The 18,801-nt window shown below is 73.7% G+C and carries 19 protein-coding genes and 1 riboswitch; of the genes, 7 read left to right on the plus strand and 12 right to left on the minus strand.

The genetic code is table 11. The annotated features are described in order from the left end of the window. Positions 1–106 precede the first annotated feature (106 nt). The 4 genes from FHX74_RS05760 to FHX74_RS05775 all read left to right on the plus strand — a co-directional run bounded on the left by FHX74_RS05760 (position 107) and on the right by FHX74_RS05775 (position 4,795). Positions 107–1,702 carry a molybdopterin-dependent oxidoreductase gene (locus FHX74_RS05760; protein WP_328823663.1) on the plus strand — a complete coding sequence of 532 codons (1,596 nt, stop codon included), beginning with the start codon at positions 107–109 and terminating at the stop codon, positions 1,700–1,702. A 152-nt stretch (positions 1,703–1,854) separates the two neighbouring features. After that, positions 1,855–3,027 carry an NAD(P) transhydrogenase subunit alpha gene (locus FHX74_RS20135; protein WP_182559160.1) on the plus strand — a complete coding sequence of 391 codons (1,173 nt, stop codon included), beginning with the start codon at positions 1,855–1,857 and terminating at the stop codon, positions 3,025–3,027. Then, positions 3,024–3,398, plus strand: a complete 375-nt coding sequence (locus FHX74_RS05770) for an NAD(P) transhydrogenase subunit alpha (RefSeq protein ID WP_182559161.1) — start codon at positions 3,024–3,026, stop codon at positions 3,396–3,398. The genes FHX74_RS20135 and FHX74_RS05770 overlap by 4 nt, the downstream gene beginning before the upstream one ends. Beyond that, entirely contained in the window at positions 3,395–4,795 is a 1,401-nt protein-coding gene (locus FHX74_RS05775) for an NAD(P)(+) transhydrogenase (Re/Si-specific) subunit beta (protein WP_182559162.1), read from the plus strand. The genes FHX74_RS05770 and FHX74_RS05775 overlap by 4 nt, the downstream gene beginning before the upstream one ends. Before the next feature lie 7 nt (positions 4,796–4,802). On the opposite strand, the gene FHX74_RS05780 is transcribed toward FHX74_RS05775, so the two are convergent. The 4 genes from FHX74_RS05780 to FHX74_RS05795 form a co-directional block, all read right to left on the minus strand. Next, positions 4,803–6,248 (minus strand): hypothetical protein, encoded by a 1,446-nt coding sequence (locus tag FHX74_RS05780; protein WP_220483566.1) that lies wholly within the window; start codon positions 6,246–6,248, stop codon positions 4,803–4,805. A 143-nt stretch (positions 6,249–6,391) separates the two neighbouring features. Next, positions 6,392–6,697 (minus strand): hypothetical protein, encoded by a 306-nt coding sequence (locus FHX74_RS05785; RefSeq protein WP_182559163.1) that lies wholly within the window; start codon positions 6,695–6,697, stop codon positions 6,392–6,394. Beyond that, positions 6,694–7,446, minus strand: coding sequence for an SDR family oxidoreductase (locus FHX74_RS05790; protein WP_182559164.1), 753 nt, complete (start codon positions 7,444–7,446; stop codon positions 6,694–6,696). Before FHX74_RS05790 ends, FHX74_RS05785 begins: the two co-directional genes overlap by 4 nt. Before the next feature lie 52 nt (positions 7,447–7,498). Continuing rightward, on the minus strand, positions 7,499–7,813 hold the full coding sequence (locus tag FHX74_RS05795; RefSeq protein WP_182559165.1) for a DMT family transporter: 315 nt from the start codon (positions 7,811–7,813) through the stop codon (positions 7,499–7,501). Positions 7,814–7,824: 11 nt separating this feature from the next. Next, positions 7,825–7,890: riboswitch (guanidine-III (ykkC-III) riboswitch) on the minus strand. A gap of 54 nt (positions 7,891–7,944) precedes the next feature. Between FHX74_RS05795 and FHX74_RS05800 the strand changes: the two genes are divergently transcribed. Further along, complete coding sequence (locus FHX74_RS05800; protein WP_182559166.1) at positions 7,945–8,508, plus strand: GNAT family N-acetyltransferase; 564 nt, start codon at positions 7,945–7,947, stop codon at positions 8,506–8,508. Between the two features lie 12 nt (positions 8,509–8,520). On the opposite strand, the gene map is transcribed toward FHX74_RS05800, so the two are convergent. The 6 genes from map to FHX74_RS05830 form a co-directional block, all read right to left on the minus strand. Next, positions 8,521–9,285, minus strand: coding sequence for a type I methionyl aminopeptidase (gene map / locus FHX74_RS05805; protein WP_182559167.1), 765 nt, complete (start codon positions 9,283–9,285; stop codon positions 8,521–8,523). 35 nt (positions 9,286–9,320) lie between these two features. Then, positions 9,321–9,770: a ribose-5-phosphate isomerase gene (locus tag FHX74_RS05810; protein ID WP_182559168.1), complete on the minus strand. Its 450-nt coding sequence runs from the start codon at positions 9,768–9,770 to the stop codon at positions 9,321–9,323. A 56-nt stretch (positions 9,771–9,826) separates the two neighbouring features. Next, positions 9,827–11,578: a dihydroxyacetone kinase family protein gene (locus FHX74_RS05815; protein ID WP_182559169.1), complete on the minus strand. Its 1,752-nt coding sequence runs from the start codon at positions 11,576–11,578 to the stop codon at positions 9,827–9,829. Positions 11,579–11,644: 66 nt separating this feature from the next. After that, positions 11,645–12,727, minus strand: a complete 1,083-nt coding sequence (locus FHX74_RS05820) for a zinc-binding dehydrogenase (protein ID WP_235970335.1) — start codon at positions 12,725–12,727, stop codon at positions 11,645–11,647. 293 nt (positions 12,728–13,020) lie between these two features. Beyond that, entirely contained in the window at positions 13,021–13,653 is a 633-nt protein-coding gene (locus FHX74_RS05825) for a hypothetical protein (RefSeq protein ID WP_182559170.1), read from the minus strand. Between the two features lie 161 nt (positions 13,654–13,814). Continuing rightward, entirely contained in the window at positions 13,815–14,897 is a 1,083-nt protein-coding gene (locus tag FHX74_RS05830) for a branched-chain amino acid aminotransferase (protein ID WP_182559171.1), read from the minus strand. A gap of 125 nt (positions 14,898–15,022) precedes the next feature. Here FHX74_RS05830 and FHX74_RS05835 point away from each other — a divergent pair, with 125 nt between their 5' ends. Continuing rightward, positions 15,023–15,784: an SDR family NAD(P)-dependent oxidoreductase gene (locus FHX74_RS05835; RefSeq protein WP_182559172.1), complete on the plus strand. Its 762-nt coding sequence runs from the start codon at positions 15,023–15,025 to the stop codon at positions 15,782–15,784. Between the two features lie 13 nt (positions 15,785–15,797). On the opposite strand, the gene FHX74_RS05840 is transcribed toward FHX74_RS05835, so the two are convergent. Together FHX74_RS05840 and FHX74_RS05845 are read right to left on the minus strand one after the other, a co-directional pair. After that, positions 15,798–16,859, minus strand: coding sequence for a glycoside hydrolase family 130 protein (locus tag FHX74_RS05840; RefSeq protein ID WP_328823664.1), 1,062 nt, complete (start codon positions 16,857–16,859; stop codon positions 15,798–15,800). 11 nt (positions 16,860–16,870) lie between these two features. Continuing rightward, positions 16,871–17,296 carry a PPOX class F420-dependent oxidoreductase gene (locus FHX74_RS05845; protein WP_182559173.1) on the minus strand — a complete coding sequence of 142 codons (426 nt, stop codon included), beginning with the start codon at positions 17,294–17,296 and terminating at the stop codon, positions 16,871–16,873. Between the two features lie 157 nt (positions 17,297–17,453). Between FHX74_RS05845 and FHX74_RS05850 the strand changes: the two genes are divergently transcribed. After that, the gene (locus FHX74_RS05850) at positions 17,454–18,779 is read left to right on the plus strand and encodes a S1C family serine protease (protein ID WP_182559174.1); all 1,326 of its coding nucleotides are present in this window, start codon (positions 17,454–17,456) and stop codon (positions 18,777–18,779) included. The last annotated feature ends 22 nt before the right edge of the window (positions 18,780–18,801 follow it).

Here is an 18,801-nt window from a genome sequence, read left to right on the forward strand (position 1 = left end):
CGACCCTACCGAGCAGCCAACCGCGGAGCGCGGCGGTCCGAATCACTCGGGGACCCCGCGACGCCACGTCCGGCGTCCGGGTGGACCGGAGGGGGAGACTGGAACGGTGGTGACCACGGTGGAACCCGAGACCCAGACGCCGACGCCGTCCGCGCCGGCCCGCGGCACCCGGTGGGCGGCGCTCACCGGGCTGATCGGCGGCGCCGCCGGGCTCGCCGTCGCCGAGCTGGTGGCCGCGGTGATCGCCCCGCTGGGCGCACCGCTGACCGCGGCCGGCCAGTGGGTGATCTCGGTGCTGCCCGCCCCGCTGATCAACTTCGGCAAGGACACCCTCGGCACCGCCGACAAACCGATCCTGGTCGCGCTGGTCGCCGTGGTCGTGCTGGCCCTCGCCGCGCTGGCCGGCGTCGCCGAGTACCGGCGGGTGGCCACCGGGCTGATCGTCTTCGCCGTGCTCACCGCCGTCGGGCTGTTCACCGTCAGCACCCAGCCGGACGTCGCCTGGAACGCCTACCTGCCCACCGTGCTCGGGCTCGGGCTCGGTTACCTCGTGCTGTGGCTGCTGGTGGGCCGGCTGCGCTACTGGCGTCCGGCGCACCCGCCCGCGGGCGACCGCGCGACCGAGGCCTGGGGCACCGCGTACGACCGGCGCAGCTTCCTGCGCACCACCGGCATCCTCGGCGTGCTGTCCGCCGTCGGGCTGGTGGCGGGCCGGATGCTCGCCGCCGGCGCCTCCGCGGCCGCGACCGCCCGGTCGAACATCCGGCTGCCACGACCGACCAGCACCCAGACGGTGCCCGGGGGTGCCGACCTCAGGATCCCCGGGATCAGCCCGTACGTCAGCGCCAACGACGACTTCTACCGGATCGACACCGCGCTCCAGGTGCCCAACGTCGACCCGGCCAGCTGGCAGCTCACGGTCACCGGGATGGTCGAGAACCCGATCACCCTGACCTTCGACCAGCTGCTGGCCAAGCCGATGATCGAGCACGTCGCCACGCTGACCTGCGTCTCGAACGAGGTCGGCGGCAACCTGGCCGGCAACGCGGTCTGGCTGGGCTGGCCGATCCGCGAGCTGCTCGCCCAGGCCAAGCCCAAGCCGGGGGCCGACATGGTGCTGTCCCGCAGCGTCGACGGCTTCACCGCCGGCACCCCGCTGTCCGCGCTGACCGACGACAACCGGCAGGCGCTATTGGCCGTCGGGATGAACGGCGAGCCGTTGCCCGCCGAACACGGCTTCCCGGTGCGGATGGTGGTCCCCGGTCTGTACGGCTACGTGTCGGCCACCAAGTGGGTGACCAACCTCAAGGTGACCACGTTCGCCGACGACCAGGGCTACTGGACCCCGCTCGGCTGGTCGGCCCGCGGTCCGGTCAAGCTCGCCTCCCGGATCGACACCCCGAGCGGCAGCGTCAAGGCCGGCACGGTGGCGGTCGGCGGCGTCGCCTGGGACCAGCACGTCGGGATCGCCAAGGTCGAGGTGCAGGTCGACGGCGGCGCCTGGAACACCGCGAAGCTGGCCGCGGTGACCGGGCCCGACACCTGGCGCCAGTGGACCTGGGCCTGGCCGGCCACCCCGGGCAAGCACACCCTGACCGTCCGGGCCACCAACGCCGACGGCGAGCTGCAGACCGCCGCCGAGGCGCCGCCCGCCCCGGACGGCGCGACCGGCTACCACACGGTCGACGTCACCGTCCGCTGAGCGGCTCCGTCGCCGTCCGCCTGGGCGACTCCGCCCTCCGGCGAACCTTTGCGCCCCGGCGGTGAAGGTCGCGCCCGGTCCACCAGGCGCAACCTTCACCCGCGGGGCGCCAAGGTGGGGAGGACGGGGCGCGCAGCGGCTAGGTTGCGTCCGTGCGGATCGCGGTGGCCCGGGAGACCCACCCGGGTGAGACGCGGGTGGCGGCCACCCCCGAGACGGTGGCCGGCCTGGTCCGGCTCGGTCACGAGGTCGCGGTCCAGCCCGGCGCCGGGCACGGGGCGCTGATCGACGACGACCGGTACGCCGACGCCGGGGCGCTGCTGCTCGAGGAGCCCTTCGACGGTGCCGAGCTGGTGCTGGGCGTCCAACCCCTCGACGACGCCGGGCGCAGCCGGCTGCGGCCGGGGACCGCGACGCTGTCGTTCCTGCCGGCCACGCTGATGCTGGCCGACCTGGTGGCCCGTCGTGACGCCGGGCTGACCAGCTTCGCGATGGACTACGTGCCGCGGATCTCGCGGGCCCAGCCGATGGACGCGCTCAGCTCGCAGTCGTTGGTCGCCGGCTACCGGGCCGCGGTGGTGGCCGCCGGCCGGCTGCGCGAGTTCTTCGGGCTCAGCATGACCGCAGCCGGGACGATCAAGCCGGCCCAGGTGCTGGTGCTCGGCGCCGGCGTCGCCGGTCTGCAGGCGATCGCCACCGTCAAACGGCTCGGCGCGGTGGTCCGCGGCTACGACGTCCGGGCGGCGGCCGCCGAGGAGATCGCCTCGATGGGGGCGGTCCCCGTCGACCTCGGGCTCGACACCCTCGAGGGTGCCGGCGGGTACGCCCGGGAGATGACCGCCGAACGAGCCGCGCTGCAGCGCGAGCGGCTGGCGCCGTACGTGGCCGCCGCCGACGCGCTGATCACCACCGCCGCGGTGCCGGGCCGCCGGGCGCCGGTGCTGGTCCACCGGGCGATGGTCGAGGCGATGCGCCCCGGATCCGTGGTGGTGGACCTGGCCGCCGACTCCGGCGGCAACGTCGAGGGGGTGGAGCCCGGCCGGGTGGTGATGATCGGCGGCGCCGCGGTCTGGGGCGGGTCGAACGTCCCCGCCCAGATGCCGGCCCCGGCCAGCCGGCTCTACGCCGCCAACGTGCTCGCGGTGGTCACCCTGTTGACCCGGGAGGGCGACTTCGCCCCCGACTTCGACGACGAGATCGTCGCCGGGATGTGCCTGACCCACCAGGGTCGGGTCCGCAACGCGATGCTGGCCGAGCTGCTCGGCTCGGAGCCGGCGGAGCCCGGTCCCGACCCGGACGGAACCCCCGAGGAGGAGCCCCGATGAGCAGCGGCCTGGTCTGGCTGACGATCCTGGTGCTCTCGGTGTTCGTCGGCATCGAGGTGATCTCCAAGGTCTCCTCGACGCTGCACACTCCGCTGATGTCGGGCGCGAACGCGATCCACGGGGTGATCCTGATCGGCGCGGTGTTGGTGGCCGGGTCCGCGACCTCCACCCCGGTGCTGGTGCTGGCGCTGATCGCCGTGCTGCTCGCCGCGATCAACATCTCGGGCGGGTTCGTGGTCACCGACCGGATGCTGCGGATGTTCGTCCGACGACGGCCCGAGTTGCCCGGACCCGGCCAGGAGACCGGGACCGCGACCGGGACCGCGACCGGGACCACGCCGGGGAGCCCGACCGGTCGGGACCCCCGGTGACCACACCCACCTGGGCGCAGCTGGCCTATCTGGTGGCCGCGGTCTGCTTCATCCTGGCGCTCAAGGGGCTGTCCTCGCCGAGGACCGCCCGACGCGGCAACCTGGTCGGCGCAGTCGGCGCGGTGCTCGCGCTGGTCACCGTGTTCGTGGCCGGCTTCGCCTTCGGGACGCTGCGCCACCTGGTGCCGATCCTGGTCGCGCTGGTGATCGGGCTGGCCGTCGGGGCGGTCGGGGCCCGGCGGGTGAAGATGACCCAGATGCCGCAGCTGGTGGCGTTGTTCAACGGCGTCGGCGGGGGCGCTGCGGCGATCGTCGCGGTGATCGAGGTCGGGGAGCTGCTGGGACGCGAGGCCGGCCCGGGTCGGCTCGTCGCGCTCGTCGCCGGCGGCTTCACCATCGTGGTCGGCAGCGTCAGCCTGTCCGGCTCGGTGGTCACCTTCGCCAAGCTCCAGGAGCTGATGACCACCCGACCGGTGGTGTTCCCCGGCTACCGACCGGTCTACGCGCCGGCGCTGGTGGTCACCGTGGTCTGCACGGTGCTGCTGGTCGTCCGGCCGTCGCTCTGGCTGGCCCTGGTGCTGGTCGCGCTCGGCCTGCTGCTCGGGGTGCTGCTGGTGCTCCCGGTCGGCGGCGCCGACGTCCCGATCGTGATCTCGCTGCTCAACGCCTTCACCGGGCTCACCGTCGCGGCCAGCGGGTACGTGCTCGGCAACACGCTGCTGCTGGTGGCCGGCACCCTGGTCGGGGCAGCCGGCACGCTGCTGACCCTGCTGATGGCCCGGGCGATGGGACGCTCGGTGGCCAACACCCTGTTCGGGGCGCTGAGCGGCACCTCCACGCTGGGCGGCGGCACCGTCAGCGACCGCCCGGTGCGGTCGGCCGGGCCCGCGGACGTCGCGATCATGCTCGGCTACGCCGACCGGGTGATCATCGTCCCCGGCTACGGGCTGGCGGTGGCCCAGGCCCAGCACACCCTCCGCCAGCTGGTCGACGTGCTGATCAGCCGGGGCACCCGGGTCGACTACGCCATCCACCCGGTGGCCGGCCGGATGCCCGGGCACATGAACGTGCTGCTCGCCGAGGCCCAGGTGCCCTACGAGCAGCTCAAGGAGATGACCGAGATCAACCCCGAGTTCGCCCAGACCGACGTGGTGCTGGTGGTCGGGGCGAACGACGTGGTCAACCCGGCCGCCCGCACCGACCCGTCGGCGCCGATCTACGGGATGCCGGTGCTCGACGTGGTCGAGGCCCGCCAGGTGGTGTTCATGAAGCGCTCGATGCGGCCCGGGTTCGCCGGGATCGAGAACGCGCTGCTGTTCGAGCCGACGACCACCCTGCTCTTCGGCGACGCGAAGGACACCATGGGCAAGCTGCTGGCCGAGGTCAAGGCGCTCTGAGCCGGGCTCAGCGCGGGAACCGGTAGGGGTTCGTGGCGGTCCGGGCGAACACCGCCCACGAGGTCGCCGCCGTGTGCAGGTTCTGGTAGTAGCCGAAGCCGAACCCGCTGTCGAGGTTGCTCGAGGCGGCCGGCAGCCCGCCGGTGACCTTCCGACCGCCGTAGGTCTGGCCGACGGCCAGGTTCCGCTGGGCCCAGCCGAGCGACCAGAGCAGCGGCGCGTACCGCGGGTCGCGACGGTCGTGGTCGACCAGCGCGCAGGCCAGCTGCCCGGTGCCCTCGAACCACACGGCGGCCGGATCGGGCAGCGGGTTGTAGACCTGGCCACCGATCTTCTGGGTCGGGTCGGTGAGCAGCGAGCCGCTGGCGAAGACCGCCCCGGTGACCCGCTGGTTCCCGGTCAGCGCCGAGTTCTGCCGCAGCGGGGTGTCGGTGCTGGCCAGGTTGCCCCAGGCCCAGTCGAGCGCGGCGTCGCGGTCGCGGTCGCGGGCGGCCAGCCAGGACCAGCTCTGGACGTCCTCGGGCAGCTGGAGCGGGTTCTTGTTGATCGCGGTGCCGTCGTCGGAACCGGTCCAGAAGAAGCCGCCGTCGGCGTTCCAGAGCTGCTCGACGAACGCCCAGGCGTGCGCGGCACGGGTGGTCCACACCGAGGACTTGGTGAGCCGGGCCAGCAGGGTGAAGAACGCGTACACGTCGATGTTGTGCTCGGTCGACTTGTGGGTCTCCAGGCCCGCGGTGGCGCCGAACGTGTAGCCGCCGAGCCCGGTCGTGCTGTTCGCGTTGGTCTGGATCCAGGTGCCGATCCGCACCGCCGCGTCGCGGAACCGGCGCTGCCCGGTGGCCCGGGCCAGCTGGGCGAGCGCGATCCCCGACCACGCCATGTCCCCGACCGCCGTCCCCACCAGCCCGAACTCGTAGCCGACGTGGGCGGTGCCGTCGGCGTTGACGAAGGTGTCGGCGTGGTACGCCTGGCGGAGCCGGCCGTCGCTGAACTGGCTGTCGTGGTCCTGGGCGTAGATCAGCGCGTCGCCGATCGCCGCGGCCCGGGTGCGGTCGCCACCGACCAGCAGCGCGATGATCGTGAGCGCGTTGTCGTAGACGAAGGCGATGTCGTTCAGCCCGGACGCGTCCTGGTAGCTCTGCGCCAGCCGGGGTCCGCTGACGCGGTAGGCGTCGGTCACCCCCTGGAGGAAGCGGACCGCCCGGCGGGCGTCGACGGTGGGCAGACCGTCGTCGCGGCGGGCCGGGGCGGAGCCGAGGTCGAAGCCCGCGCTCCCGGTCGGCGTGGCCGACGCCGTGCCGGTGCCGAGCCCGGCGAGACCCAGCCCGACCGCCGCCGCACCACTCCCGAGCGCCACCCGACGGCCGAACGCGCCGGCCGGGTGGGAGGGGGCCGGGACGGGGGACGTGCCGGTGCCGTCGAAGCTCTGCTCGGTCTGTCGGTCTCGCGGCATCTGCGCTCCTGACGGTTGTCGCCGGCCACCGTGGACGGCTCCCGAGGCGCGGTGAGAGCGCTCTCAGGGCGGCAGTATCACCACCGCCGCCCGTGGGCGTCAACGGACCGCCGACCCGGGCGGTCGCGGACGCCCGCCGGCTCTCAGCTGTCCGCCGGGTCCGGGCTCAGCTTGGCCCGCATCACGGCGGTGGACTCGCCCCACAGCGCGGCATCGGCCAGGATCACCGCGAGCACGCCGGGCTCGACCAGCCCAGTCCGGACCCGCACCCCCTGGACGCGGGCCAGCCGACGGACCTCGGCCCGGACGGCCTCGACGTCGAGGCCGTCGCGCACCGGGAGCACGGCCTGCTCGCGGCGTCGGGCCCGGGCCAGCAGGTCGGCGGCGACAGTCCTGGCGTCCCCGGTGTGCCCGGTGTCCCCCGCGGAGTCGGCGGCGTCGCTGGTCACCGCGAGACCCAGCTCGCGTACGACGGCCCGCCGAGCTCGGCGTCCGGTCCGGGCAGGTTGGCGCCGTCGGCGAAGGCGGCCAGCACCCCGCCGACCGCCGGCACCTCGACCATCCGCGGAGCTCGCTGCCCGGCGCTCTCGGCCCGGATCCGCATCGCCTCGGCCAGGCTGAGCTGCTGCGGCCCGGCCAGGTCGGCAGCCCGCCGGCAGCCGTCGGGCCGCTCCCCGAGCGCGTGGTCGACCAGCCGCCGGGCCACCCACGCGGTCTCGCACGGCTGGAACCGCAGGCCGTGCGGCGCGAAGCCGAGCGGCCCGATGGTCGCGGTCTCGGCGATGGTGTCGACCAGGGTGTGGAACTGGGTCGCGCGCACCACGGTGACCGGCAGCCCGGAGTCGGCGAGGATGCCCTCGGCCGCGGTCTTGGCCCGGTAGTAGCCGAACGGGTTCCGGTCGCAGCCGACGATCGAGACGTAGACGACGTGGGTGTGCGCCATCCGGGCGCGCAGCATGGTGGCCAGCCGCTCGGTGCCGGCCACGTCGACCGCGTGGTGCTTGGTCGGGTGACTGGCCGCGTGGACGATCACGTCGGCGTCGGTGATCACCTCGGCCATCCCGGCGCCGGTGGCCAGGTCGAAGCCGGTGCGCCGGCTGGCGGCGACCACCTCGGTGTCGCGGAGCCGGCGCCGGTCGAACTCGGTGACCACCGCGCTGCCCAGACCGCCCTGACCACCGGTGACGACGATCTTCATGCCACCCAGCGTAAGCACCCGCCGACCGGCCCCGGGGAGGTCGCGGCCGGGCTCAGGGCAACAGCTTCAGCCCGACCACGCAGGCGACGATCCCGGCCAGCAGCAGGGCCTTGATCACCGAGAACGTCTCGGCCCCGGTGATCATCGCGAACCCGACGGTGAGGACCGCGCCGATGCCCACCCAGACCGCGTAGGCGGTGCCGACCGGCAGAGTGCGCATGGCCACGGCGAGACCGCCCATGCTGAGGGCCAGGCCGACCACGAAGACCAGCGAGGGGACGAGCTTGGTGAAGCCGGCCGACCGGCCGAGTGCGGTGGCCCAGACGGCCTCCATCACCCCGGACAGCACGAGCACGAGCCAGGACATGACTGCTCCTCGGTGGCCGTCTTGTCGCTCGCCGGGTACAGCTCCCTCGTCCGGAGCCCGCGACTGGGCGGGCCTGACCTCACGGTCTCACGCCCCGACGGGGGCGGCAACTCGCCGGTAGCCTGCCGGGCGTGCTGATCAGACCGCGGACCGGGGCCGACGTCGCTGCCTGCGCCGAGATCTTCACCCGGACGCAGGCCCTCGACGGCTACCCGCGGTACGTCGAGCACGCCGACGCCTCGTTCGTCACCTCGCCGGCCGAGCTGGGAGCCTGGGTCGCGGTCGACGAGGGCGTGGCCGCCGGCGCGCGGGACAAGGCGCCCGGAGCGGGGCCCGCGGGACCGGCCGCCGACCGGGTGCTCGGTCACGTCGCCCTGCACCACGCCGAGGGCGATCCGTGCTTCCGGCCCGCGCACGCGACCACCGGGCTCCCGGCCGACGCGCTCGCGGTGCTGGCCCGGCTGGCCGTCGACCCGGAGACCCGCGGGCGCGGCGTCGGGGCCGCGCTGGTCGCCCACGTCGAGCAGGTGGCCCGCGCGCTGGGGCGGCGGCTGGTGCTCGACGTCACCACCGACGCCCTCGGCGCCCAACGGCTCTACGAGCGGTCGGGCTGGCAGCGGATCGGCCGGACGATCATCCCGGTCGCCGACCTCGGCGACCTCGACGCGTACGTCTACCTGGCGCCGGAGCGCTGACCCCGTCCGTCCTCAGCGGGCCGTGAGCACGATCGGGTCGCCGTCGGTGATCGCCACCGTGTGCTCGACGTGCGCCCCGCGGGATCCGTCGCGGCTGCGCAGCGTCCAGCCGTCAGCGTCGGTGTAGATCTTGTCGGTGGTGTGCGCGAACCACGGCTCGATGGCCACCACCAGGCCCGGTCGCAGCGGCAGACCGCGTCCCGGCCGCCCGTTGTTGGGGATGTGCGGGTCGCCGTGCATGGTGCGGCCGACGCCGTGCCCGCCGAAGTCGGTGTTGATCTTGAGCCGGGCCCGTCCGGCCACCTTCCCGATGGCGGCCGAGATGTCGCCGAGCCGGCGTCCGGGGCGGGCCTCGGCGATCCCGGCCTCGAGCGCCCGGGTGGTGGTCTCGATCAGCGCGACGTCCTCGGGCCGGGGATCCCCGACGATCACGGTGATCGCCGAGTCGGTCACCCAGCCGTCCAGCGACGCGGCGAAGTCGAGGCTGACCATGTCGCCGTCGGCCAGCACGTAGTCGTGCGGCAGTCCGTGCAGCAGCGCGTCGTTGACCGAGGTGCACAGCACCTTGCCGAACGGCATCGCGCCGAACGACGGGTGGTAGTCGATGTAGCACGACTCCGCGCCGGCGTCCTTGATCATCCGGTGGGCCAGCGCGTCCAGGTCGAGCAGGTTGACCCCGACGTCGGCGGTCGCCGCGAGCTCGGACAGCACCGAGGCGACGAAGCGCCCGGCCGGGCGCATCTCCTCGATCTCGGCAGGGGTGCGGTACTCGATCACCGACTCACCCTAGTGCGGTCCACGTCGCGGCCCGATCAGTCGGGGATGGCCGCGACCTTGGCCGCGGAAGCCGACTTCTCGTCGAAGGTGTAGCCCAGCCACTCCTTGGCCAGCCGGCGGGCCAGCTCGATGCCGACCACCCGCTGGCCGAAGCACAGCACCTGGGCGTTGTTGGAGAGCACCGAACGCTCGACCGAGAAGCTGTCGTGCGCGGTCACCGCGCGGATCCCGTCGACCTTGTTGGCGCTGATCGCCACCCCGAGCCCGGTGCCGCAGACCAGCAGCGCGCGGTCGGCCTTGCCGTCCTTGATCAGGTTCCCGGCCTCGATGGCGACCTCCGGGTAGGCGGTGTTCTCGCCCGCGGTCACGCCGACGTCGACCACCTCGGCCACCCGCGGGTCGGCCTCCAGGTCGGCCTTGAGGATCTCCTTGTAGTCCAGGCCGGCGTCGTCGCTGCCGACCACGATCCGCAGCTTGTCGCTCATCGTCGTCTCCTCCTCGCGTTCGGTTGTCCCGTCCGGTGCAACACCGCCGGACGGTCTCAGCTTCCGGTTCGGCCGCTGCCGGTTCCGAGGGCCTCGCCGGCCACCCGGACGCAGATCGCGAACGAGGTCGCCCCCGCGTCGGGCGTCCCCACGCTGCGGTCGGCCAGCGGGCGGGCCCGGCCCACCTTCGGCCGCAGCTCGGCGGTGTCCTCGGCCGCCCCGCGGGCCACCTCGACCGCCTCGGCCCAGGCCGTGCGCCAGTCGGCGCCGCCGGACACCTTCTCCTCGAGGGTGCGGACGAACGGTTGCCAGGCGTCGAGCATCGTCTTGTCCCCCGGCTCGGCCCCGCCCAGGCTGGTCAGTGCCTCGTAGCCGGCGGTCAGCGCCTCGACGACGTCGCGGTCGCCCGGGGTGCCCTCGTTGCCGAGCCGGTGACCGATCGCGGTCAGCGCCGCGCCCCAGAGCACACCGGAGGTGCCACCGGCCTGCGCGGCCCACTCGTCGCCGGCGGCCTTGAGCACACCGCGGGCGCCGCGACCCTCCTCGACCGCCGCCGCCGCGGCCTTCCGGGCCGCTGCCGAGCCCTTGACCATCCCGCGGCCGTGGTCGCCGTCGCCGGCCACCGCGTCGATCCGGCCGAGCTCCTCCTCGTGCTCGGCCATCGCGTCGGCGATCGCCGCCACCGCGGCGGAGATCCGCTCGCCGGCCCGCCAGCTGTCGTCGTCGCCGTCCTCGTCCTCCTCGGGAGCCTCGGCCGCGGCGGCCGCCTCCTCCGGGGTCCGCCGCTCGCCGCCGGCGTCACCGGGACCGCCGACGACCCCGCGCCGGAAGGTCGGCGTGTCCGCCGCGGCCAGCCACCACCGCTCGAGGTCGTCGTCGAGCCACATCACGGTGAGCGAGCAGCCGGCCATGTCGAGGCTGGTGACCAGCTCGCCGACCTCGGGCCGCACCAGCGTGCAGCCGGCGTCGCGGAGCCGCGCGGCCGCGCGGCCCCAGACCACGAACAGCTCCTCGTACTTGGTGGTGCCGAGCCCGTTGAGGATCACCGCGACGCGGTCGCCGGCCCCGTCGGGCTTCTCCGCCAGCACGCCGTCGACCAGCAGCTCGGCCAGCTCGGCGGCGCTCGGCATCGCGTGCTCACTCACCCCGGGCTCGCCGTGGATGCCGAGCCCGAGACCCATCTTCCCTTCGGGAACGGTGAACAGCGGCTCGTCGGCGCCGGGCATGGTGCAGCCGTCGAAGGCGACACCGAGGCTGCGGGTCATGTCGTTGGCCCGCTGCCCGGCAGCGAGCACCGCGTCGAGGTCGGCCCCCTCCTCGGCGGCCGCGCTGGCCACCTTGAAGACGGTGAAGTCGCCGGCGATCCCGCGCCGCTTGGTGATCTCCTCGGCGGGCGCGCTGGCGATGTCGTCGGTCACCGCCAGGTAGCGCGCGGCGACGCCCTCGGCCTCGAGCTGCTGGACGGCGAGCCCGAAGTTCATCACGTCACCTGCGTAGTTGCCGGTGGTGAGCAGGACGCCGGCCCCACCGTCCGCGGCCCGGGCGACCGAGGCGGCGTCGGCCGCGGACGGCGAGGTGAAGATGTTGCCGATCACCGCGCCGTCGGCGAAGCCGGGGCCGACGACCCCGCAGAACGCCGGGTAGTGCCCGGAGCCGCCGCCGACCACCACGGCCACCTTGTTCGCGGGGGTCCTGGTCGCCCGCACCACGCCGCCGGGCACCGCCACTACGTAGTCGGCGTTCGCGTCGGCGAACCCGGCCACCATGTCCTCGGTGAACCGGGCCGGGTCGTTGTACAGCCTGGTCATCGCAGCCCTCCTGTCGTTCCCAGCCGTCCGGTCCTCGCGCGTCCGCTCTCCGGCGCCGCGACGTGATCAGGGGATCAGCGAGACCTTGATCGACTCGGCGCCGCTGCCGACCAGGTCGAGGCCCTTCTGGAACTCGGCCAGCGGGAGCTGGTGGGTGACGATCTCGTCCATCGGCAGCGCTCCGGAGGCGAGCAGCTGGAGCGCGGCCGGCCAGCAGTGCGGACCGAGGTGGGCGCCCAGCACGTCGAGCTCCTTGTCGTCGGAGATGATCGACCAGTCGACGGTGACGTCACTGCCGAACACCCCGTACTCGACGTAGGTGCCGAGCTTGCGGAGCAGGTTGAGCCCCTGCGGGACGGCCGCCGGGTGCCCGGTGCCCTCGAGGTAGACGTCGGCACCGTAGCCGTCGGTCAGCTCCTTGACCTTGGCCACCGCGTCCTCCTCGGCGATGTTGATCGCCAGGTCGGCGCCGCACTTGCGGGCCAGCTCGAGCTTGCGCGGGATCGAGTCGAGCGCGATCACCATCCGCGGGTTCTTGCTCTTCGCCCCGGCGATCATCCCGAGCCCGATCGGGCCGCAGCCGGCGACCACCACCACGTCGTCGAAGGTCAGCTTGGCGCGCTCGACCGCGTGCATCGCGCACGACAGGGGCTCGACGAACGCGGCGTGCGCCGGCGGCAGCTCCTTCGGCACCTGGTGGACCAGCGCGTCGGCGCTGTAGACCATGTACTCGGCCATCGCGCCGGGGGTGCGGCGCTTGAAGCCGTAGAGGTCGTGCGGCCCGCACATCCAGTACTCGCCGCGCAGGCAGTAACGGCACTTCCAGCACGGGACGATCTGCTCGCTGGTGACCCGGTCGCCGACCGCGACGCCCCACCGCTCGGCGGCGGCGTCGTCGAGCTGGACGACGGTGCCGACGAACTCGTGGCCGGGGATGACCTCGGTCTCCGCCCAGGCCGGCCGGTTGTCGTCGCCCCAGAACTTGGCGGCGCCGTGGTAGCACTTCAGGTCGCTGGCGCAGATGCCCACCGCGTCGACCTTGACCAGCGCCTCACCCGGTCCGGGTGTCGGTACGTCGACCTCCGCCAGCTGGTAGTTCTCCGGGCCGTGGCAGATCACGGCCTGCATCTTCTGCGGGATCTCGACCATGAGGGTTGCTCCTTCGATGCGGTGACTGAGCTGGTGGCGTCCTCTGCACCCTAGCCACCGCTCCGGCACGGGCGTCCGCGCCCTGCACCCGTCCCGGGCCGGGGGCTCGGTCGGGCGGCTCCCGGACGCACGAACGGCCCGGACCCCAGCGTCGCTGGTGGTCCGGGCCGTCTCCCCCGTGGAGGTAGGGCGGGCCGCGATCTCCCCCGAGATGGTCACGCCCCGGCCTGGGACCGGATGCCGGGCGGCCTCCCCCTGTGGAGCAGCCCGGCATCCGGAGACTGTGGTGAGGTTCAGCTGTTCTGGGCTTCCCAGGTGAACCCGAGGGCCGCGGTGCCGCCCTGGCTGGAGTTCGGGGCGTTGCTGGCCAGGCTGTAGCTGATCTTGAACGTCCGGGACTCCGACCCGGTCCCGGTCGGCGCCCAGTCCCCGATCCCGGTCGCGAAGCTCGTCTTCGCGGTGGCGCCGGTGCCGAAGCCGGCCAGGCTGCCCGAGTACAGCGTCGGGTTGGTGGCCGAGGCGGTGAAGTTGGTGCAGGTGCCGAACGAGCCGCCGCTGCCCTGGACCACGGTCAGGCTGATCTGGGAGGCCAGGTCGTTGGTCGTCGCGTAGCCGGTGCCGTACAGCTTGACCGTCGAGGCGAGGCTGCCGGTGGAGGTGACGGTGATGCACTGGCTGCCGGTCGCACCGGGCTTGAGGTTCGCGGCGGTGAACAGGGCGGTGTTGGCGTCGTCGTCGGACAGTGCGACGGTGCCGGAGGTCCAGTTCGAGGTCGGGTTGACCGTGGTCGCGGAGTAGGCGGAGTAGGAGGCCTGCGCGACGGCGAGACCGGAGACGACCAGGGCGGCGGGGATCGCGGTGAACGCGACGATCTTCTTCACGGTCGTGCTCTTGGCGTTCGTGTTCTTGGGGGTGGTGTTCGACATGTCGGGGGGGGGCTCCTGAGTGCTGTTCCTGGGGGTCCTGCTGACAAGAACAATTCAAGATTCAACACATCAGGACACGGTTCGGACCGCAGTCCGGAGACCCGAAAGAAACCCCGAGGTTCGGCCACCGACCTCAGGATCAGCGCAGGCTGCCCGCGGGCTCAGCCCGGAACGCGGATCAGCCAGCCGTCCTCGGCGGGCGCGGCACCGCGGACCACCGCGGCGTAGTCGGCGGCCAGCGCAGCGGTGACCGGGCCGGGCTCGTCCCCCAGCTTGCGGAGCACGCCCTCGGAGCCGCCGACGGTGCGGACCGGGGCGATCCCCGCGGCCGTCCCTGCGGCGAACACCTCGGTGACCGATCCGTCGGGGTCGGTGAGCTCGTCGAGGGCCAGCGGCCGCTCGACCACGGGGATCCCGCGGCGGGCGGCCAGGGTGAGCACAGTGGCCCGGGTGTGCCCGGGCAGGATCGTCCCGGCCAGCGGCGGAGTGACCAGCGTCGCGGTGCCGTCGTCGGGCCGACCGGTGACCGCGAAGCAGTTCATCGCGCCGAACTCCTCGACGTAGCGGTGCTCGACCGCGTCCAGCCACAGCACCTCGTCGTAGCCCTGGGCCACCGCCGCGCTCTTGGCCACCATCGCGGCGGCGTAGTTCCCGGCGCACTTGACGTCGCCGGTGCCGCCCCGGGCGGCGCGGATCAGCTCGCGCATCGCGAACACGTCGATCATGGTCCGGCCCGCCGCGAAGAAGCTGTCCACCGGCGAGGCGACCACCAGGAAGACGTACTCGGTGGAGGCCCGGACGGCCAGCGACGGCTCGGCGGCGAACATCACCGGACGGACGTAGAGCGAGCACCCCGGCGCCGACGGGACCTGGTCGACGTCCTCGGCCACCACGGCGCGGACCGCCTCGACGAAGACGTCCTCGGGCAGCTCGGGCATCCCCATCCGGGCGGCACTGCGGCGGAACCGGCGGGCGCAGTCGGCGGCGCGGAAGATCAGCGCCGACCCGTCGGCCGCGCGGAAGGCCTTGAGCCCCTCGAAGATCGCCTGGCCGTAGTGCAACACCATCGAGGCCGGCGACAGGCTGATCGCCTCGAACGGCTGCAAGGTCGCGCCCGACCAGCCGCCGTCGGCGTACCGGGCGGCGACCACGTGCCGGGTGAACACGGCACCGAAGCCCAGCCGTCCCTCCAGCTCGGGGCTCGCCGCCGCCGGCCGGGCGGTCTGGTCCTCGTCGACTGTCATGGCGTCTCTCCGTCGTGCGCGCTGGTTCGTCGGGTCGGACCGGTTACGGCACGCCGCCCGCGCCGTCGGTCCTTCCCCTAACCTAACGCCGCGGCGGCGGACGCCCGCGGCAGCGAGGAGCGGGGATGAGCGGGGTGCTGAGCGGCAAACGGGTGCTGATCACCGGAGCCTCGCAGGGCATCGGGGCGCAGGTCGCCGACGCCTTCGCGGCGGCCGGGGCGCGACTGGTGCTCAGCGCACGCGACGAGACGGCCCTCGCTGCGCGACGCGACGACCTCGCCTCCCGGCACGGCGGTGAGGCGGTGGTGGTCGCCGCCGACCTCGCCGAGCCGGACGCGGCCGAGCTGCTGGCCGAGCGGGCCTGGGCCGCCTTCGACGGACTCGACGTGCTGGTCAACAACGCCGGTCTCTCCTACCCCGAGACGGTCGAGCAGCTGACCGCCACCGCGCTCGACGCCACGCTGGCGGTGAACCTGCGCGCGCCCGCGCTGCTCGCCGCCCGGGTCGGCACCCGGATGGCCGACGCCGGCGGAGGGTCGATCATCACCATGGCCTCGGCCGCCGGGGTGCGGCCGCTGCACGAGCACTACGCCTACTGCCTGACCAAAGCCGGGCTGATCATGGCCACCAACGTGCTCGCGCTCGAGCTCGGCGGCCGCGGCGTCCGGGCGAACTCGCTCTGCCCGACCGTGGTGCTGACCGCGATGGGCCAGCAGGTCTGGGGCGACCACCCGGACAAGGCGGCTCCGATGCTGGCCAAGATCCCGCTGGGCCGGTTCGCCGAGCCGCACGAGGTCTCCGACGCGGCGCTCTGGCTGGCCTCGGACGCCTCCTCGATGGTCACCGGCGTCACCCTGCCGGTGGACGGCGGGCTGCTGCTCTCCTGAGGCTCCGCCGGTCTCAGCCCGGGTCGGCGCGGAGCAGCCGGGCGGCGCCGATCCTGGAGTCGGCCATCCCGTAGAACACCCAGGGCTGCCCGTCGATCTCCTCGATCGCGGTGGGGAAGACCACGTTGGGCACGGTCCCGCTGCGCTCGTCGTCGGTCTCCGGGGCGAGCAGCGGCTCGGTGCTCCGGGTCACCACCCGCCACGGGCGGTCGGCCTCGAGCAGGATCCCGCCGGCCGCGTAGTTGACGTGCTGCTGCTGGTCGAAGGCCGACTCGATCCGCCCGGTGACGCCGTGGTGGATCACCAACCAGCCCTCGGGCACCCGCCGGGGCGGCGGCCCGCCGCCGATCTTGAGCTGTTCCCAGGGCTGCTCGGGCCCGGCGACGAACCGGTGCTGCGACCAGACGGTCAGCGCGCCGAGGTCGGCCCGGGCGGCGGCGAGCGCGACGAACGAGATCCAGATGCTCTGCCGCTGCTCGTCGAGCCACTCGGGCGGCCGGTCGCCCTGACCCGGGCGCGTCTCGCCGAGGTCCCACATCGGCCGGTGCAGCACGGCCAGGCTGGGCGTCCCGTCGGGCGCGGTGACCGGCTCGGGGAAGAACGCGGTGTCCTTGTTGTGGAACAGGTTCAGGTCGACGTCGAGCTCGTCGTGGTAGCGGAAGACGACCGGGCCGACCCGGGTCCAGTGCCGCAGGTCGGTGCTGACCGCGAGCGCGGTCCGCGGACCCAGCGGGCCGTAGGCCACGTAGGTCATCAGGTGCCGGCCGAGCGCCTCCACCCAGGTCACCCGCGGGTCCTCGACCCCGGCGTTACCCACCCCGCGCTCGAACGACCGCTCGGGAGCCAGCACCACCCCGCGCCGTTCCACCCCGGTCGGGACGCCGTCGGTGACCAGCACCCGGGCCAGCCCGACCCGGGAGACGTTCCCGTCGGCCACCAGCCGGGGCAGCAGGTAGACCTCGCCGTCCGGTCCACGGCCGCTGCCGGGGTTGAGGACGCCCTCGGCCTCGAGCGGTTCACCGGGCTGCGGGGTCATCACCACGCCGGCGCGTTCGAGCCGGTAGGGGAAGCTCACGGGGGTGCCTCTCAGCGGGCCATGCCGTAGAGGTGGGTGACGCGCAGCGTGAGCATCAGCCGGCCGTCGGCGACCATCGCGGCGCGGTACTCGTCCCAGTCGGGGTGCTCGCCGGCCAGGTCTCGGTAGAGCTGGACCAGCGCCTCGACGGTGTCGTCGTCGGGGTCCGCGGCCACCGGGGTGAGGGTGACGTCGGCCTCGGCGACGGCGTAGGCCCAGCGGTCGTCGCTGGTGACGTAGAGGCTGGCCCGCGGGTCGCGGTGCAGGTTGCGGGTCTTGGCCCGGCTGTCGGTGACCGAGACCCGGAAGACGCGGTCCTGCGGGTCGAAGGCGTAGCTGACGTTGGACAGCTGCGGTCGTCCGTCGCGCTTCTGGGTGGTCAGCGCCCCGGTGCCCTTGGTGCCGAACAGGGCCAGCAGCTTCGCGTCGTCCGCCATGCCGGGAAGGCTACGCCGCGCCGCGCGGACGGCCCCAGGCCCGCGGGGCCCCCGTCGAGCCTCACACCCACCCCACAGCCGGGTCCGAGCCGGGACACCGGGAACGGGCGTGTGCTGAGCACCCCAGCGACACCGCACCAGAACGAGGCGAACGATCATGATCGAGGCGAACAGCACCCGTCCCTCCCCCGCCGCAGCGGCCGTCCGGGCGACCGGCCCGCGGAGCCGGCGACGGCTGCGCACCGCCGCCCTGGCCTTCACCCTCAGCGCCACCCTGATCACCGCGACCGCCACCGGGCAGGACCTGGCCGCGGCGTCGACCGGCGTCAGCACCGGGGTCGGCAGCGCGGTGCTGGTCGGGCGCTGGTCCGGTGGGTACGGCTCCACCGGCGGGTACGGCTCCACCGGCGGGTACGGCGGGTACGGCGCGTCGGGTTCCGGCTCGGCCGGCAGCACCGCGACCAGCAACGGCAGCGCGGCCAGCGCCGCGGAGTCCAGGGGCGTGGTGCTGATCGACACCGTGCTGCCCTACGACGACGCCGAGGGCGCGGGCACCGGGATGGTGCTGACCGCGAACGGCCAGGTGCTGACCAACTACCACGTGGTCGAGGGCGCGAGCACGATCCGGGTGACGGTGGCCAGCACCGGCACGACCTACACCGCAACCGTGGTCGGGTCCGACGCGACCGACGACGTCGCCCTGCTCCAGCTGAAGAACGCCAGCGGGCTGGCCACGGTGAGGATCGACGACGACAGCCCGGCCGTCGGCGACCAGGTCCGCGCGGTCGGCAACGCCGGCGGCACCGGCTCGCTCACCTCGGCCGCGGGGTCGGTCAGCTCGCTCAGCGCGACGATCACCACCCAGGCCGAGGAGTCGGTGGCCTCCGAGACCCTGCACCGGCTGATCGAGACCGACGCCGACGTGGTGCCCGGCGACTCGGGCGGGCCGCTCTACGACAGCCAGGGCGAGGTGATCGGGATGGACACCGCTGCGTCCTCCGGGGCGGAGGTCGACGGCTACGCGATCGCCATCGACGAGGCACTCGCCATCGTCGGCCAGATCCGGTCCGGAGACACCTCCGACGGCGTCCGGATCGGTCCGGCTGCCTTCCTCGGGGTCGAGGTCGCCGACGTGGCCAGCACCGACACCGACCAGAGCTGGGGCGACCAAGGCTGGGGCGACCAAGGCTGGAACGAGCAGGGCTGGAGTGATCAGGGCTGGGGCGGCGACCAGACCGGCGTCTCGACGGGCACCGGTGCGGCGGTGGCCGGGGTCGTCTCCGGCAGCGCCGCCGCGAAGGCCGGGCTCACCGCCGGGGACGTGATCACCGCGATCGGCGGGACCACCGTCACCGGCGCCGACCAGGTCTCGGCCCTGCTGGCGAAGTACAGCCCCGGCGACCGGGTGGCGATCAACTGGACCGACACCGACGGCACCGCCCACCAGGCCACCGTCACCCTCGGTTCCTCCCCGGTCGCCTGACACTCGTCGCCCTGAGCCTGTC

Source organism: Microlunatus kandeliicorticis, assembly GCF_014137855.1.
Taxonomy (GTDB): Bacteria; Actinomycetota; Actinomycetes; order Propionibacteriales; family Propionibacteriaceae; genus Microlunatus; species Microlunatus kandeliicorticis.

Coding starts and splice junctions, on each gene's coding strand:
- FHX74_RS05770 (WP_182559161.1), top strand. CDS start 3,024: ATGAGCAGCGGCCTGGTCTGGCTGACGATCCTGGTGCTCTCGGTGTTC.
- FHX74_RS05780 (WP_220483566.1), bottom strand. CDS start 6,248: ATGCCGCGAGACCGACAGACCGAGCAGAGCTTCGACGGCACCGGCACG.
- FHX74_RS05790 (WP_182559164.1), bottom strand. CDS start 7,446: ATGAAGATCGTCGTCACCGGTGGTCAGGGCGGTCTGGGCAGCGCGGTG.
- FHX74_RS05795 (WP_182559165.1), bottom strand. CDS start 7,813: ATGTCCTGGCTCGTGCTCGTGCTGTCCGGGGTGATGGAGGCCGTCTGG.
- FHX74_RS05810 (WP_182559168.1), bottom strand. CDS start 9,770: ATGAGCGACAAGCTGCGGATCGTGGTCGGCAGCGACGACGCCGGCCTG.
- FHX74_RS05815 (WP_182559169.1), bottom strand. CDS start 11,578: ATGACCAGGCTGTACAACGACCCGGCCCGGTTCACCGAGGACATGGTG.
- FHX74_RS05820 (WP_235970335.1), bottom strand. CDS start 12,727: ATGGTCGAGATCCCGCAGAAGATGCAGGCCGTGATCTGCCACGGCCCG.
- FHX74_RS05825 (WP_182559170.1), bottom strand. CDS start 13,653: ATGTCGAACACCACCCCCAAGAACACGAACGCCAAGAGCACGACCGTG.
- FHX74_RS05830 (WP_182559171.1), bottom strand. CDS start 14,897: ATGACAGTCGACGAGGACCAGACCGCCCGGCCGGCGGCGGCGAGCCCC.
- FHX74_RS05835 (WP_182559172.1), top strand. CDS start 15,023: ATGAGCGGGGTGCTGAGCGGCAAACGGGTGCTGATCACCGGAGCCTCG.
- FHX74_RS05845 (WP_182559173.1), bottom strand. CDS start 17,296: ATGGCGGACGACGCGAAGCTGCTGGCCCTGTTCGGCACCAAGGGCACC.
- FHX74_RS05850 (WP_182559174.1), top strand. CDS start 17,454: ATGATCGAGGCGAACAGCACCCGTCCCTCCCCCGCCGCAGCGGCCGTC.